The organism is Luteimonas rhizosphaericola (genome assembly GCF_029888045.1).
Classification (GTDB): Bacteria; Pseudomonadota; Gammaproteobacteria; order Xanthomonadales; family Xanthomonadaceae; genus Luteimonas; species Luteimonas rhizosphaericola.
The window spans coordinates 275,464-290,052 of record NZ_JARXRN010000021.1 but is presented as its reverse complement, the minus strand read 5'-3'; the positions used below and the strand labels follow the sequence as shown (position 1 = coordinate 290,052).

Annotated in this window: 13 protein-coding genes and 1 riboswitch; of the genes, 4 read left to right on the top strand and 9 right to left on the bottom strand. The window is 71.0% G+C overall.

The window, feature by feature from the left end:
* Positions 1–19: 19 nt before the first annotated feature.
* Complete coding sequence (metF, locus tag QFW80_RS07690) at positions 20–844, bottom strand: methylenetetrahydrofolate reductase [NAD(P)H] (RefSeq protein ID WP_280601043.1); 825 nt, start codon at positions 842–844, stop codon at positions 20–22.
* 286 nt (positions 845–1,130) lie between these two features.
* On the opposite strand from metF, the gene QFW80_RS07685 reads away from it, so the two are divergent.
* Positions 1,131–1,688, top strand: a complete 558-nt coding sequence (locus QFW80_RS07685) for a DUF3228 family protein (protein ID WP_280601042.1) — start codon at positions 1,131–1,133, stop codon at positions 1,686–1,688.
* A gap of 76 nt (positions 1,689–1,764) precedes the next feature.
* Here QFW80_RS07685 and QFW80_RS07680 read toward each other — a convergent pair whose 3' ends face one another.
* The 5 genes from QFW80_RS07680 to metK all read right to left on the bottom strand — a co-directional run bounded on the left by QFW80_RS07680 (position 1,765) and on the right by metK (position 8,063).
* Positions 1,765–2,376 carry a DNA-3-methyladenine glycosylase I gene (locus tag QFW80_RS07680; RefSeq protein ID WP_280601040.1) on the bottom strand — a complete coding sequence of 204 codons (612 nt, stop codon included), beginning with the start codon at positions 2,374–2,376 and terminating at the stop codon, positions 1,765–1,767.
* 124 nt (positions 2,377–2,500) lie between these two features.
* Positions 2,501–3,946: an adenosylhomocysteinase gene (ahcY, locus tag QFW80_RS07675; protein ID WP_280601038.1), complete on the bottom strand. Its 1,446-nt coding sequence runs from the start codon at positions 3,944–3,946 to the stop codon at positions 2,501–2,503.
* Between the two features lie 26 nt (positions 3,947–3,972).
* A riboswitch (S-adenosyl-L-homocysteine riboswitch) is annotated at positions 3,973–4,050 on the bottom strand.
* A 153-nt stretch (positions 4,051–4,203) separates the two neighbouring features.
* The gene (locus QFW80_RS07670; protein ID WP_280601037.1) at positions 4,204–5,190 is read right to left on the bottom strand and encodes an alpha-E domain-containing protein; all 987 of its coding nucleotides are present in this window, start codon (positions 5,188–5,190) and stop codon (positions 4,204–4,206) included.
* Entirely contained in the window at positions 5,190–6,602 is a 1,413-nt protein-coding gene (locus QFW80_RS07665; RefSeq protein ID WP_280601035.1) for a circularly permuted type 2 ATP-grasp protein, read from the bottom strand. Before QFW80_RS07665 ends, QFW80_RS07670 begins: the two co-directional genes overlap by 1 nt.
* 249 nt (positions 6,603–6,851) lie before the next feature.
* Entirely contained in the window at positions 6,852–8,063 is a 1,212-nt protein-coding gene (gene metK / locus QFW80_RS07660; RefSeq protein WP_280601034.1) for a methionine adenosyltransferase, read from the bottom strand.
* A gap of 310 nt (positions 8,064–8,373) precedes the next feature.
* Between metK and olsF the strand changes: the two genes are divergently transcribed.
* From olsF to QFW80_RS07645, 3 genes are all read left to right on the top strand, one after another.
* On the top strand, positions 8,374–10,074 hold the full coding sequence (gene olsF, locus QFW80_RS07655; protein ID WP_280601033.1) for a bifunctional ornithine lipid synthase OlsF: 1,701 nt from the start codon (positions 8,374–8,376) through the stop codon (positions 10,072–10,074).
* Entirely contained in the window at positions 10,071–10,883 is an 813-nt protein-coding gene (locus tag QFW80_RS07650; RefSeq protein ID WP_280601032.1) for a UDP-2,3-diacylglucosamine diphosphatase, read from the top strand. The genes olsF and QFW80_RS07650 overlap by 4 nt, the downstream gene beginning before the upstream one ends.
* Positions 10,884–11,003: 120 nt before the next feature.
* Positions 11,004–12,038, top strand: a complete 1,035-nt coding sequence (locus QFW80_RS07645) for a metal-dependent hydrolase (protein ID WP_280601031.1) — start codon at positions 11,004–11,006, stop codon at positions 12,036–12,038.
* Positions 12,039–12,374: 336 nt separating this feature from the next.
* Here the strand turns inward: QFW80_RS07645 and QFW80_RS07640 are convergent, their stop codons facing one another.
* The 3 genes from QFW80_RS07640 to QFW80_RS07630 are packed head-to-tail and all read right to left on the bottom strand — an operon-like array spanning position 12,375 to position 14,559.
* Positions 12,375–13,316 carry a phosphatidate cytidylyltransferase gene (locus tag QFW80_RS07640; RefSeq protein WP_280601030.1) on the bottom strand — a complete coding sequence of 314 codons (942 nt, stop codon included), beginning with the start codon at positions 13,314–13,316 and terminating at the stop codon, positions 12,375–12,377.
* On the bottom strand, positions 13,313–13,924 hold the full coding sequence (locus QFW80_RS07635; RefSeq protein ID WP_280601029.1) for a lysophospholipid acyltransferase family protein: 612 nt from the start codon (positions 13,922–13,924) through the stop codon (positions 13,313–13,315). Before QFW80_RS07635 ends, QFW80_RS07640 begins: the two co-directional genes overlap by 4 nt.
* Positions 13,921–14,559 (bottom strand): CDP-alcohol phosphatidyltransferase family protein, encoded by a 639-nt coding sequence (locus QFW80_RS07630; RefSeq protein ID WP_280601027.1) that lies wholly within the window; start codon positions 14,557–14,559, stop codon positions 13,921–13,923. The genes QFW80_RS07635 and QFW80_RS07630 overlap by 4 nt, the downstream gene beginning before the upstream one ends.
* Positions 14,560–14,589 lie beyond the last annotated feature (30 nt).

The following is a 14,589-nucleotide window of genomic DNA, read 5'->3' as shown; positions in this document are numbered from 1 at the left end:
GCGGGGTGTCGGCGCGGCCTCACGCCATGCGCGCGAGCACCGCCTGGGTCGGCTTGGCGAGGTTGAGCGTGTAGAAGTGCAGCGCGGGCGCGCCGCCGTCGACCAGCCGCCGGCACAGCCGGGCGACGATGTCGGCGCCGAACTCGCGGATCGCGCCGGCGTCGTCGCCCATCGCCTGCATCTTCTTCGTGATCCAGCGCGGGATCTCGGCGCCGCACTGCTCGGAGAACCGCCGCAGCTGGGCGAAGTTCGAGATCGGCATGATTCCCGGCACGATCGGCACTTCCACCCCGAGCGCGCGCACCGCATCGACGAAGTGGAAGTAGGCGTCGGCGTTGTAGAAGTACTGCGTGATCGCGCCATCGGCGCCGGCGTCGACCTTGGCCTTGAAGTGGCGCAGGTCCGTCAGCGCGTCCTCCGCCTGCGGATGCATCTCCGGATAGGCGCCGACCTCGACGTGGAAGTGAGCGCCGTGGCGTTCCCGGATGAAGCCGATCAGGTCCGCGGCGTAGCGCAGGTCGCCCGGATGGCCCATGCCCGAAGGCAGGTCGCCGCGCAGGGCGACCAGGCGGCGGCAGCCGAGCGCGCGGTACTGATCGAGCAGCTCGGCGATCTCCGCGCGCGTGCCGCCGACGCAGGACAGGTGCGGGGCCGCGTCCAAGCCGTGGTCCTGCAGCAGCCGGCGCACGGTGTCGGCGGTGTAGCTCAGGGTCGAACCGCCGGCCCCGAACGTGCACGAGACGTAGTCCGGCGCGTGCGACCTGAGCCGGGACACGGTGCGGTCAAGCTGCTCGCGCTGGTCGTCGGTCTTGGGCGGATAGAACTCGAAGCTGACGGGGATCATCGACGGCGGCCGCGGCGGGGACGGGCGGATTATATCTCTGTATCGCGATGGATGATAAGACTTTTGCGACACCGCCCGTGTTCCGGGGTGCCTCGCGCGGACCGCGGCAGGCGTGGCTGCGGAGAGTGATCCGGGGACGGGGCCGGTGATCGAGGGGGGACGGGACGAGGCGGCGTCGGGAGCGCGCGACGCCGGTGCTTGACGCCGGGGCGGGCCTCCCGCCGCGCCGGCCGTCGCTCCGATGGCCTGGCAGGGTCCCGGATCGCGCGTTTGGCATCATGGCGCCATGCGCATCGTCCTCACTCCGTTCGCCCGCGCGCGACTGTTTCCGCGCGCGCCGCGGCGCAACACCATCCAGGACTGCACGCCGTCGCAGTTCGAGCGCCATCTCAACGACCACGCGCCGCTGCGGGTGCTGGACGGCTACGCGCCGTTCTGCCGGCTGCACGTGCATCGCAACTGGACCTCGACGCGCTGCCTCACCGTGCCGGTCACCGACGACAACCGCCACCTGCTGCGCTCGGCCTACGAAGCGCGCTCGCGCGACGAACTGCCGGTGCTGGTGCGCTGGTTCGAGGGCGTCGAGCCGCCGGTGGCCGACTACCTGGTCGCAATCCTCTACAGCGCGGAACAGCTGGCGACCGAGGGCGCCCCGATCGACGGCGACTGGGGCATCGTCGGCTGCCTGTACACGATGGCGCCGGAGGAGATCCCGATGGCGCCGGTGACCATGATGCGCAATGCGCTGGGCGTGGAGGAAGGAGGGTCGGGCGTGCCGCTGGATCGCGACGCCTATCGCCGCAGCGTGGAGTTCTGGGAGCGCAACGCGAACTGGCGGCCGTGAGTGGCGGCTGTCCGTACCGGACCCGACAGCCCATGTGCGCGTCGTCCGCGGGCTTCGGCACGCGCGGGGCGCGCGACTACGCGGGCCGGCGGAACGCCGCGCGTGCCGCCTCGACCTCCGTGCGGACCACGCAGGCGTGCGCGTGGTCGTTCACCAGCCCCATCGCCTGCATGAAGGCGTAGACCGTCGTCGGACCCACGAAGGCCCAGCCGCGGCGCTTGAACTCCTTCGACAGCGCCACGGATTCGGGGGACGTCGACACGGCCTGCGCCGCGCCATCCGCTTCCCGCCCGGCCTCGTAGCGCCAGACGAAGGCGGCGAGCGAGCCTTCGGCGTCGACAAGCTCGCGGGCGCGGGCGGCGTTGTTGATCACCGCCTCGATCTTGCCGCGATGGCGCACGATGCCGGCGTCGCCGAGCAGGCGCTCGGCCTCGCGCGGTCCGAAGCGCGCCACCGCATCGAAGTCGAAGCCCGCGAACGCGGCGCGGAAATTCTCGCGCTTGGCCAGGATCGTGCGCCAGCTCAGGCCGGACTGGAAACTTTCCAGGCACAGCTTCTCGAACAGGCGCCGGTCGTCGGCGACCGGGAAGCCCCATTCGCGGTCGTGGTAGTCGAAGAACTCGGGCGCCGCCGCGCACCAGCGGCAGCGCGGGCGGCCGTCGGGTCCGGGGATGGTCGGTTCGGGCATCGCGTCGGATCCATGCGGGCGGTGCGCCGCAGGGTAGGTCCCGCGCGCGCCGGGGACAAGCGGGTACCGGACACGCAACGGGCGCCCGAAGGCGCCCGTCGAGATGCCGCCTGGCCGGGCCCGCTCAGTAGCGGTAGTGCTCCGGCTTGTACGGGCCTTCGACCGCCACGCCGAGGTAGTCGGCCTGCTCCTTCGTGAGCTTGGTCAGCTTCACGCCGATCTTTTCCAGGTGCAGGCGCGCGACTTCCTCGTCGAGCTGCTTGGGCAGGATGTAGACCTTCGACTCGTAGGCGTCCCTGTTCGCCCACAGGTCGATCTGGGCCAGGGTCTGGTTGGAGAACGAGTTCGACATCACGAAGCTCGGATGCCCGGTCGCGCAGCCCAGGTTCACCAGGCGGCCCTCGGCCAGCAGGAAGATCGCATTGCCGTTGGCGAAGGTGAACTTGTCCACCTGCGGCTTGATGTTGGTCTTCACCGCGCCCGACGCGTACAGCGCATCGACCTGGATCTCGTTGTCGAAGTGGCCGATGTTGCAGACGATGGCCTGGTCCTTCATCGCCTTCATGTGGTCGAGGGTGATGATGTCCTTGTTGCCGGTGGTGGTGACGTAGATGTCGGCGCGGCCGAGGGTGTCCTCGATCGTGGTGACTTCAAAGCCCTCCATCGCCGCCTGCAGGGCGCAGATCGGATCGATCTCGGTCACGATCACGCGCGCGCCGTAAGCGCGCAGCGAGGCCGCCGAACCCTTGCCGACGTCGCCATAGCCGCAGACCACGGCCACCTTGCCGGCCAGCATCACGTCGAGCGCGCGCTTGAGGCCGTCGGCCAGCGACTCGCGGCAGCCGTAGAGGTTGTCGAACTTCGACTTGGTGACCGAGTCGTTGACGTTGATCGCCGGCACCAGCAGCTTGCCGCGCTCGGCCAGCTGGTAGAGGCGGTGCACGCCGGTGGTGGTTTCCTCCGACACGCCCTTCCAGTCGGCGACGACGGCCTTCCAGAAGCCGGGACGCTCCTTGGCCACGCGCTTGAGCAGGGTCTTGATCACCTGCTCCTCGTGGCTGCCGGAAGGCCCGTTCACCCAGGACTCGTCGCCCTGCTCGAGCTCGAAGCCCTTGTGGATCAGCAGGGTCACGTCGCCGCCGTCGTCCACCACCAGTTGCGGGCCGAGGAAGCCGCCCTTGCCGTCGGGGAAGGACAGCGCGTCGAGCGTGCAGTCCCAGTACTCCTCCAGCGTCTCGCCCTTCCAGGCGAACACCGGGGTGCCGGTGGCGGCGATCGCCGCGGCGGCGTGGTCCTGGGTGCTGAAGATGTTGCACGAGGCCCAGCGCACGTCGGCGCCGATGTCCTTGAGCGTCTCGATCAGCACCGCGGTCTGGATGGTCATGTGCAGCGAGCCGGTCACGCGCACGCCCTTGAGCGGGGCGTCGGCGGCGTGCTTGCGGCGGATGGACATCAGGCCGGGCATCTCGTGCTCGGCGATGTCGATTTCCTTGCGGCCCCAGTCGGCCAGCGAGATGTCGGCGACCTTGTAGTCGCCTTCCTGGGAGAAGGTCTTCAATTGTGCGTTCATGCGGAACTCCGTGAGTGCAATGGATGCGGTCACGGGCGCCGTTGTCGCGTGGTGCAACCGTCGAGCCTGGCCGTGGAATCACGGTCGCAGCGCCCCTCGACGGGCTGCCGATTATACCGCCCCGGGGGAGGGGAGGGCCTGCGCGGCTGAACGCCGCGTGGGCCGACGGGGAGGGGCGCCCCCGCGGCGCCCGCGGATCGTGAAGCGGTTCGCGCCTGCGACCGACGGGCGCGGCCCGGTCCGGGCCCGCGGCCGCGCTAGCCCTGCTGCTGGGACTGCGTGTGGCCCGCCTCCAGCGAGACCATGAACTGGGCGTGGATCGCTTCGCCCAGCTCCACCAGCAGGTCCATCGTCGCCTGCAGGTGGGGCTCCAGGCCACGGGCGATGATGTCGTCGATGCGCGCGTAGCGGGTCTGCGCCGACAGCGCGCCGGCCAGCCGCACCACCTCGAGCGATTCTCCTCCGGTCATCGCCCGCAGCACCTCGTGCAGCGTGTTCAGGCAGGTCTGCAGCGAACGCGGGTTCACGTCGCGCAGCAGCATCAGGTCGGTGACGCTGCGCGGGGTGACCGATTCGCGGTACAGGCGGCGGTAGGTCTCGAACGCCGACTGCGACTGCAGCAGCGCGCTCCACTGGAAATAGTCGGTCGCGTCGCGGACTTCGCCGGACTCGTCGATCTCGCCCTCGCTGCCGACCACGTCGAGCAGGCGGATCGCCCAGTTCGAGCGTTCGATGAAGGCGCCCAGCTGCAGGAACTGGTAGGCCTCGCCGCGGCCGAGCGTGCCGATGGTGACGCCGCGGAACGAGGCCGAGCGCGACTTCACCCACTCGACGATGTTGCTGATGCCGTCGCTGCGCACGCCGTCCCAGGTGCGGCTGCGGATCTCCAGCCACGAGGTGTTGAGATCCTCGTACATCTCGGCCGTGATCGCGCCGCGCTGCGCGCGCGCGTTTTCCCGCGCGCCACGCAGGCAGCTGTGGATCGAGAACGGATTGTCCGCCGCCAGGAGCAGGTGGCGCAGCACGCCCTCGGGTTCGATCGTGCCGTACAGGGCCGTGTAGCGGCCGCTGGCGCCCAGCGCGTCGAGCGCGCGCCGCCACGGCCCGGCCTGGGCCTTGCCGCGGTCGTAGCGCTCGGGAAGCATGGAGATGCGCAGGGCCAGGTCGATCAGGCGCGCGGTGTTCTCCGCGCGCTCCATGTGGCGCGACGCCCAGTACAGGTCGTTGGCGGTCCGGCACAGCATCAGCTTTCCAGCACCCAGGTGTCCTTGGTGCCGCCGCCCTGCGACGAGTTCACCACCAGCGAGCCCTCGCGCAGCGCCACCCGGGTCAGGCCGCCGGGCACCACGTGGATGCGCTTGCCGCTGAGGATGTAGGGCCGCAGGTCGATGTGCCGCGGCGCCAGCCCGCTCTCGACGAAGGTCGGGCAGGTGGACAGCGACAGCGTCGGCTGGGCGATGTAGTTGCCCGGGTCGGCGAGGATGCGCAGGCGGAAGTCCTCGATCTCCTGGCGTGTGGCCGCCGGGCCGACCAGCATGCCGTAGCCGCCGGCGCCGTGGACCTCCTTGACCACCAGCTCGGGCAGATGCTCGAGGGTGTAGCGCAGGTCGTCGGGATTGCGCAGCATCCAGGTCGGCACGTTGAGCAGGATCGGCTCTTCCGACAGGTAGAAGCGGATCATCTCCGGCACGTAGGGGTAGACCGACTTGTCGTCGCCCACGCCCGTGCCCGGCGCATTGGCCAGGGTGACGCGCCCGGCCTTGTAGGCCTCGAAGATGCCCGGCACGCCGAGCAGCGAATCGGCGCGGAACACGGTGGGGTCGAGGTAGTCGTCGTTGATCCGGCGGTAGATCACGTGCACGCGCTGCGGTCCGCGCGTGGTGCGCATGTAGACCATGTCGTCGCGCACGAACAGGTCCTGGCCCTCGACCAGCTCCACGCCCATCTGCTGGGCGAGGAAGGCGTGCTCGAAGTACGCGGAATTGGCCGCCCCGGGCGTGAGCACGGCCACCGTCGGGCTGTCGATGCCGTCGGGCGCGGCCTCGCGCAGGATCTCCAGCAGCGCGTCGGGGTAGCGTTCCACCGGCGCGATCTGCTGGCGCGCGAACAGCTCGGGCACCAGGCGCGCCATCATGCGCCGGTTCTCGAGCATGTACGACACGCCCGAGGGCACGCGCAGGTTGTCCTCGAGCACGTAGTACAGGCCGTCGCCCGCGCGCACCAGGTCGATCCCGGAAATGTGCGAGTACACGCCGCCGGGCACCTGTACGCCGATCATCTGCGCCAGGTATTCGCTGTTCTCCAGCACCAGTTCGGCGGGAATGCGCCCCTCGCGCAGGATGCGGCGGTCCCCGTAGACGTCGGCCAGGAACAGGTTCAGCGCCAGCACGCGCTGGCGCAGGCCGGCCTCGAGCATCCGCCATTCGCCCGCGGGCAGGATGCGCGGCGCCAGGTCGAAGGGGATCAGCCGTTCGTTGCCGGCTTCCTCGCCGTAGACCGAGAAGGTGATGCCCACGCGGTGGAAGGAGATCTCGGCCTCGCGCCGCTTGCGTTCGATCTCGCCTTCGGGGGTGTCGCGCAGCCAGTCGTCGAATGCAGCGTAGTGCGCGCGGACCTGGCCTTGCGCATCGTGCATCTCGTCGTAGCCAGGCGACATCGGCGATCCGGGTCCAGCGTGGGGGATGCGGCTAGACATAGCACGCGGCGCCGGAGCACGCCAGCGCCGACGCTCCGTTGTCGCGTCGGGCGGGTGGCAATGCCCGCACGGTGTCCAGCGTTGCCGGCCGGCGTCGCAGCGCTCGGGTCGATGGCGACTGGCAGCTCCGGCCAGGCCCAACGGAAACGGGCCGCTTGCGCGGCCCGTCGTACCGGCGGTTGCCCCCGCGTCGGGGGCGTGCGCCGACGCCTACTTCAGCTTCGCCGCCTTGCGCAGTTCGTCGGCCTTGTCGGTGCGCTCCCACGAGAACGCGGTGGCGGTGTGCTTCTTGCCGGCACCGTCGACGTAGGTGATGTCCTTCGGCTTGCGGCCGAAGTGGCCGTAGGCCGCGGTGGCCTGGTAGATCGGGTGCTCCAGGTCGAGCATCTTCGTGATGCCGTAGGGACGCAGGTCGAAGTGCTTGCGGATCAGCTTCTCGATCACCTCGTCGCCCACCTTGCCGGTGCCGAAGGTGGTGACCGAGATCGAGGTCGGCTCGGCCACGCCGATGGCGTAGCTCACCTGCACCTCGCACTTGTCGGCCAGGCCCGCGGCGACGATGTTCTTGGCCACGTAGCGCGCGGCATAGGCGGCGCTGCGGTCGACCTTCGACGGATCCTTGCCGGAGAACGCGCCGCCGCCGTGGCGGGCCATGCCGCCGTAGGTGTCGACGATGATCTTGCGGCCGGTCAGGCCGCAGTCGCCCACCGGGCCGCCGATGACGAACTTGCCGGTCGGGTTGATGTGCACCTTGTTCCTGCCCAGCGCCTCGAGCCACTTCTTCGGCAGCACGGGCTTGAGGATGTGCTCGCGCACGGCCTCCACCAGGTCCTTCTGCTTGATGTCCGGATCGTGCTGGGTCGAGAGCACCACCGCGTCGAGGCCGAGGATCGCATTGCCGTCGTAGCGCAGCGTGACCTGGCTCTTGGCGTCCGGGCGCAGCCAGGCGAGCTTGCCGCTCTTGCGCACCTTGGCCTGCTGCTCGACCAGGCGGTGGCTGTAGTACAGCGGCGCGGGCATGTACTCGGGCGCTTCGTTGCAGGCGTAGCCGAACATCAGGCCCTGGTCGCCGGCGCCCTGTTCCTCGGGCTTCTTGCGGTCCACGCCCTGGTTGATGTCGGGCGACTGCTTGCCGAGCATGTTGATGATCGCGCAGGTGTGGCCGTCGAAGCCGACGCTGGAATTGTCGTAGCCGATCCCGTTGATGACCTTGCGCGCCAGGCCTTCGATGTCGACCCAGGCCGAGGTGGTCACCTCGCCGGCGACGATCGCCGCGCCGGTCTTGACCATCGTCTCGCAGGCCACGCGCGCGCGCTTGTCCTGGGCGAGGATGGCGTCCAGCACCGCATCGGAAATCTGGTCGGCGATCTTGTCCGGATGGCCTTCCGAGACCGATTCGGAGGTGAACAGGTAGCTGGACATCGGCTTATATCCTTCAATTCGGATGAAAAGATGGGTGCGCATGATACACGGGGCGCCCCCGTGGCGCACCCGGCGCGCGGCGGCGCTTCAGGTTACCCGAAGCCATGCGTTTTCCCGGTCGCGTCAGGGAGCGACGCGTGCCGGGGGCGACGCAGGTCCGGGCGGGGCGGCTTCCCGGATGCGCGGCGCTCATCCGGGCGACCGCGCGGCACCGGCGGGTGCGGTGTCACGCCGGCGCAGGAAAAGCGCAACGCCGCTGTCGCGCCCGGAGCGCAGGCTGCCGGCCAACCGGGCCGACCCCGAGATCTCGATGCCGCCGATCGAACACCGCCTGCAGCAGCGCTGGCCGCAGTGGTTCCGGGGACGGCGCGGCGCGATGGCGCGGCCGCTGCTCCGGGGCATGGTGCGCTGGTCGCGACTGGACGCGATCGATGCCTTCCTCGACGGGCACGGGCACCTGCAGGATCTCGCGTTCGTGGCCGCGGCGCTGCGTTTCCTCGGCACCGAGGCGCGCATCGCCGACGACGGGCTGTCGCGGATTCCCGCGCACGGGCGGCTGGTGATCGTCGCCAACCACCCGTCCGGCGCACTGGACGCGCTGGCGCTGCTCGACGCGGTCGGGCGGGTGCGGGGCGACGTGCGGATCGTGGCCAACGACGTCCTCGCCGCGCTCGAGCCGCTGTCCGGCCTGCTGCTGCCGGTGCGCGTGTTCGGCGGCCGCGCACGCGCCGGCAGCCTGCAGGCGATCGAGGCCGCGCTGCAGCGCGAGCAGTGCGTGATCGTATTTCCCTCCGGCGAAGTGTCGCGGCTGTCGCTGCGCGGCGTGCGCGACGGCCACTGGCGCCGGGGCTGCCTGCATTTCGCGCGGCGCACGGGTGCGCCGGTGCTGCCGGTGCGGGTGGTGGCGCGCAACTCGACGCTGTTCTACGGGGCCTCGGCGCTGTTCCGGCCGGCGGGGACTGCGCTGCTGGCGCGCGAGATGTTCGCCCGTCGCGGCCGTCCGCTGCAGCTGCACGTGGGCCATCCGGTGCGCCTGCCGGCCGACGGCGATGCCCGGCGACAGTTGCGCGAGGTACGGCGCGCGCTGTATCGCCTGGGCGCGGCGGCGCCACGCATGGCGCCACTGCCCGCACCGCTGGCGCCGGCGCGGCTGCGGCTCGCGATCGCGGCCACCGACCTGATCGGAACCACGCCGGAAGGACGCGAGCTGCGGCTGGCCCGGTGCCGGGAGGGGTCGCCGCTGCTGCAGGAGATCGGGCGGTTGCGCGAACGTGCATTCCGTTCGGTCGGCGAGGGCACCGGGCGCGCGCGCGACATCGACCGCCACGATCCGGACTACGACCATCTCCTGGCCTGGGACGCGAACGCGGCACGCATCGCCGGCGCGTACCGGATCGCGCGCTGCGCGCCGGTGCTCGCCAGGCGCGGCACCGACGGCCTCTACACCGCCACCCTGTTCGACTACGCCGACGCCATGCGGCCGCGGCTGGCGCAGGGGGTCGAACTCGGCCGCAGCTTCGTCGATCCCGACTACCGCGGTGGGCGCAGCCTGGACCTGCTGTGGCAGGGCATCGGCGCCTACCTCGCGCGTCACCCGGAGGTGCGCTACCTGTATGGCGCGGTGTCGATCAGCGCCGCGCTGCCGCCCTTGGCTAGCGCTCGGATCGTCGATCACTACCGCCGCCACCACGGCACCGGGGACGACGTGTTCGCGGTCGCGCGCCGGCCGTGGCAGGGCGTGGCGCCACCGGTCGATCCGCACGAGGACGCGGCTGCCTCGCTTGCGCGCCTGCAGCGGGACCTGGCGGCGATGGGCGTGGCGATTCCGGTGCTCTACCGCCAGTACACCGCACTATGCGAACCCGGCGGCGTGCGCTTCCTGGCGTTCGGCGTGGACCCGGAGTTCAGCGATTCGATCGACGGCCTGGTGGAGGTGGACCTGCAGCGGTTGCGGCTGGCGAAGAGCGCGCGCTACCTGCGCCTGAGTACGCCGGTGGAGGCGGCCGCATGAGCGCGACGCTGCCGCATTGCCGGACCGTGTTCATTTCCGACGTCCATCTCGGGTCGCGCCACTGCCACGCCGCGGAGTTGTGCGGATTCCTGGAACGGCTGCAGTGCGAGCGGCTGTACCTGGTCGGCGACATCGTCGACCTGTGGTGGATGGCGAAGCGTCGCGCGGCCTGGGGGCCGGCGCACAACCGCGTGGTCGAGGCGCTGCATGCGCTGTCCCGGCAGGGCACCGAACTGGTCTACGTGCCGGGCAACCACGACCGGGCGATCCGCCGCTTCTGCGGCCTGATGCTGCCGTCGATGCAGGTGCGGCGGCGCACGATCCACGTCACCGCCGACGGCCGCCGGCTGCTGGTGGTGCACGGCGACGACTACGACAGCATCACCCACTTCGGAAACCTGCAGGAGCGGTTCGGGGACTGGCTGTACGAGCGCATCCTCACCGGCAACCAGTGGCTCAACGCGTCGCGGCGTCGGCTGGGCCTGCGGTACTGGTCGCTGTCGGAGTTCCTCAAGTCGCGCAGCGGCGCGGCCGAACGCTACATCGCCCGGTTCGTGCAGGCGGGGCTGGACGATGCGCGCCGCCGCGGGCTCGACGGCATCGTCTGCGGGCACATCCACCGCGCGTCCCTGCAGGTGCACGGCGGTCTGGTGTACGCCAACGACGGCGACTGGGTCGAGAGCCTGACCGCGCTGGCCGAAGACCACGACGGCACCCTGCGGCTGCTGTCGCATCGTGGAGAGACGCTGGCCGAACTCGCGCCGAGGCTGCGCCTGGTGGCGCAGGCCGCGGTGGCGCGCGCCGCCTGAATTCGCCGGAACGTCATGCGCGCGCCGCCACTGGCGTCGACGTCGAATGCACCGGCGGGGCGCCTGGACGCGGCCGCCCGCACGATGTGCCGCGTCTCCACCCGCTGTTAGCATTCGCCCATGGATTCGATCAGCCAGCTCCTGCTCGGTGCCGCGGTGGCGGGCGCGGTGGTGCCCGCCGGCCACCGGCGCGCGGCGATGCTGGCCGGCGCGGCACTGGGCACGCTGCCCGACCTCGACTCGTTCCCGATCGCGCTGTTCACCGACGATCCGGTCGCGCTGATGACGCTGCATCGCGGCCTGAGCCACTCGCTGTTCGTGCTGCCGCTGGTGGCTTGGGGCATCTGGGCGCTGTTCCGGCGCGGCGGCGGTCGCGTGGCGCAGGCGCCGTGGCCCTGGCTCTGGGCGATCCAGCTGGCGCTGGTGACGCACCCGCTGCTCGACGCGTTCACGGTGTACGGCACCCAGCTGCTGTGGCCGCTCGCGACCCCGCCGGTGATGTGGTCGAGCATGTTCATCATCGACCCGGGCTATACGCTGTGGCTGCTGCTGGGCGTGTGCATGGCGCTGTTCGCGGGCGCCAGGCCGCTCGCGCGACAGGCGCTGGTGGCCGGCCTGGTCCTGAGCTGCGGCTACCTGGGCTGGTCGCTGGTGGCCAAGTCGATGGTCGAACGCGAGGCCGAGCGCTCGCTGGCGGCCCTGGGACTGCAGGATGCGCCTCGCTTTTCGGTGCCGATGCCGTTCAACACGCTGCTGTGGAGGGTGGTTGCGATGACGCCGGAGGGCTTCGTCGAAGGCGAGCATTCGCTGGTGGCCGATCGCCGGCCGATCGCCTTCCGTCGCCACGCCTCCGATGTCGACGCGCTGGCGCAGGTGGCCGGCTATCCGGCCGTCTCGCGGCTGGCGTGGTTCAACCATGGCTTCATGAAGGCGCAGGTGCGGGACGGTCGCCTGGTGCTGAGCGACCTGCGCATGGGCGCCGAGCCGGACTACAGCTTCAACTTCGCGGTCGCCGAGCGCGACGGGGCCGGCTGGCGCGAGCTGCCGCCGCAGCAGCTGGAGTGGCCGTGGGAGGCGCGCCGGCGCCTGGCGCAGATGTGGGATCGCATCTGGGTCGAGCCGGCGGCAGCCTCGCCGCAGCCCGGGGCGCATTAGCGACGGTTACATCTTCCGGTGGGGCTGCGGGCGGGTTGGCTGCGGGCGAAGGTGCGTGTGCCCTGGCCCGGATGGCCGATCGGGCCGCCAGTTCGCGATGCCCTGGATGCGCTGCGCTTATCCGGGCGACGCGGCGGTGCGGAGGCGCGGTCGCGTAGCCCGGCCAAGGCCGCAGGCCGCCGCCGGGGCCGAGGCGGCGTTTAACGCGACCCGCCGCCTCTGGCGGTCGCAGATGGGCGAGGCGGTTGTCTGTGGCAAGGGCCGCTTCGGCGGCAAGATCGCGATGCCCCGGATGCGCTGCGCTTATCCGGGCTACAAGCCACAGGGCTGCGGCGGCTACGCGGGAAACCAGTAGCGGGTGAAGTGGAAGAACACCGGCGCGGCGAAGACCACCGAGTCCATGCGGTCCATCATGCCGCCGTGCCCTTCGATCATCCGGCCCCAGTCCTTGGCGCCGAGGCTGCGCTTGACCGCCGACAGCGCCAGTCCGCCGCATGCGCCCGCAAGCACGATCACCGCCGACATGCCCGCGGCCTGCAGCGGCGTGAACGGCGTCATCCACCACAGCGCGGTGCCGATGCCCACCGCCGCCAGGCCGCCGCCGACCAGGCCTTCCACCGTCTTCGACGGACTCACCAGCGGCGCCAGCTTGCGGCGACCGAACAGCTTGCCGAACACGTACTGCAGCACGTCGCTGATCTGCACCACCAGCATCAGGTAGAGCAGCAGCAGCTGGCCGGTGCCCGCCGGCGCGTCGGGGTGCAGGATCATCAGCGCCGGCGCGTGGCTGATGCAGTAGATCGCGATCATCACGCCCCACTGGATCTTGGTGCTGCGCTCGAGGAAGTCGGTGGTATCGCCCCCGAAGACCGCCAGCACCGGCAGCGCCAGGAACGCGTACACCGGGATGAAGATCGCGAACAGCCCGTACCACTGGTCGTGGATCAGCCAGTACTGCAGCGGAATCAGCAGGTAGAACGCCGCCACCAGCGGCAGGTGGTCGCCGGCGCGGGTGGGGGTGAGGGTGATGAACTCGCGCAGGGCGAAGAACGAGATGAAGGCGAACACCACCAGCGTGGCCGCCGGGCCGATCGCGAAGCACGCCGCCAGCACGGCGACCATGCCCCACCAGGCGCGCACGCGCGCGTTGAGGTTGCGCACCGTGGCGCCGCCGCCGTCCGCGCCGCGCCGCGACAGCAGCCAGCCGACGATCGAGGCCACCAGCAACAGCCCGACGATGCCCCCGAACACGGTGATGATCTTCTGCTGCGGGCTCATGCCAGCGCCTCCACCGACGCGCGCGCGCGTTCCAGGAACGCCTCGCGCGTCTCGCCGGCCACCCGGGACAGTGGTGCGCCGAAGTTGACGTTGCAGTACAGCGGCAGGGGCAGCGGCAGCAGCGCGCCCTTGGGCAGGCTGCGGTGCAGGGTGTCGAGGTACACCGGCACCAGCTCCACGTGCGGACACTCCGTCGCCAGCCGGTACAGGCCGGACTTGAACGGCTGCGGCAGGCGTTCGCTGCTGCGCGTGCCTTCGGGGAACAGGATCAGTGAATCACCGTGGTCCAGGGCGTCGCGTACCGGCGCGAGCGGATCGGCCTCGGGATCCGCGCGCTGGCGGTCGATCAGGATCGCGCGCAGCACGCGCCCCGCCAGCCAGCCGCGCAGGCCCGGCCTGTCCCAGTAGTCGCGCGCGGCCACCGGGCGCACCGGCGCGCGCTGCGCCGGCGTCAGTGCCGACCAGATCGCCACCGTGTCCAGATGGCTGGTGTGGTTGGCGAAAAAGATGCACTGGCCCGTCGGCGGCGCCGCCCGCCACTGCGCGCGCGCCCCGACCAGGGTGCGGGTGAAGCCGACCAGCGCCGCGCCGCCGAGCCGCGCGATCAAGGCGTCGCCTCCAGCCGGCGGGCGATGACGCGCAGGCGGGTGGCGCAGGTCACCAGCGCGCCCAGCGCGATCGCCAGCACCGCCACCGCCAGTGCGTAACGCGAACCGGCGGCCATCGCCTCGAACGGGACGAGCACGCAGGCGGACGTCATCAGCACCATGCGGTGCTGCTTGGCCATCGGCCCGCGGAAGTCCTGCGCCTGGCCCAGCGCACCGCCCAGGGTGCGGATGTAGGCGGTCGATGCGGCCAGCAGCGCGGCGAGCCAACCCGCCCACGACAGTCCGGCGGCGTAGCCGAGCGCGACCAGCAGCAGGCTGTCGGCGACGCGGTCGGGCACCTCGTTGTACAGCGCGCCCGTCGGCGTGGACCGGCCGCCTTCCACCGCGACCATGCCGTCGAACAGGTTGCACAGCAGCCGCAGCTGGATGCCCAGCGCGCACAGCCACGCGCCCCACGGAGGCAGCCACAGCAGCGCCGCGGCGCCGGCGGCGGCGAAGACGATGCTGAGCACCGAGATCGCGTTGGGTGTCAGCGGCGAGCGTGCGAGCGCGGCGGCGATGCGCTGGACGAGCGCGTTGCCGCGCGCCTTGATCGGCCGGCGCGACGCGTCCTTGCCCGGAAGGTGCTGGTCCAATGCGATGACTCCCTGTCGCCGCCGCGGCGG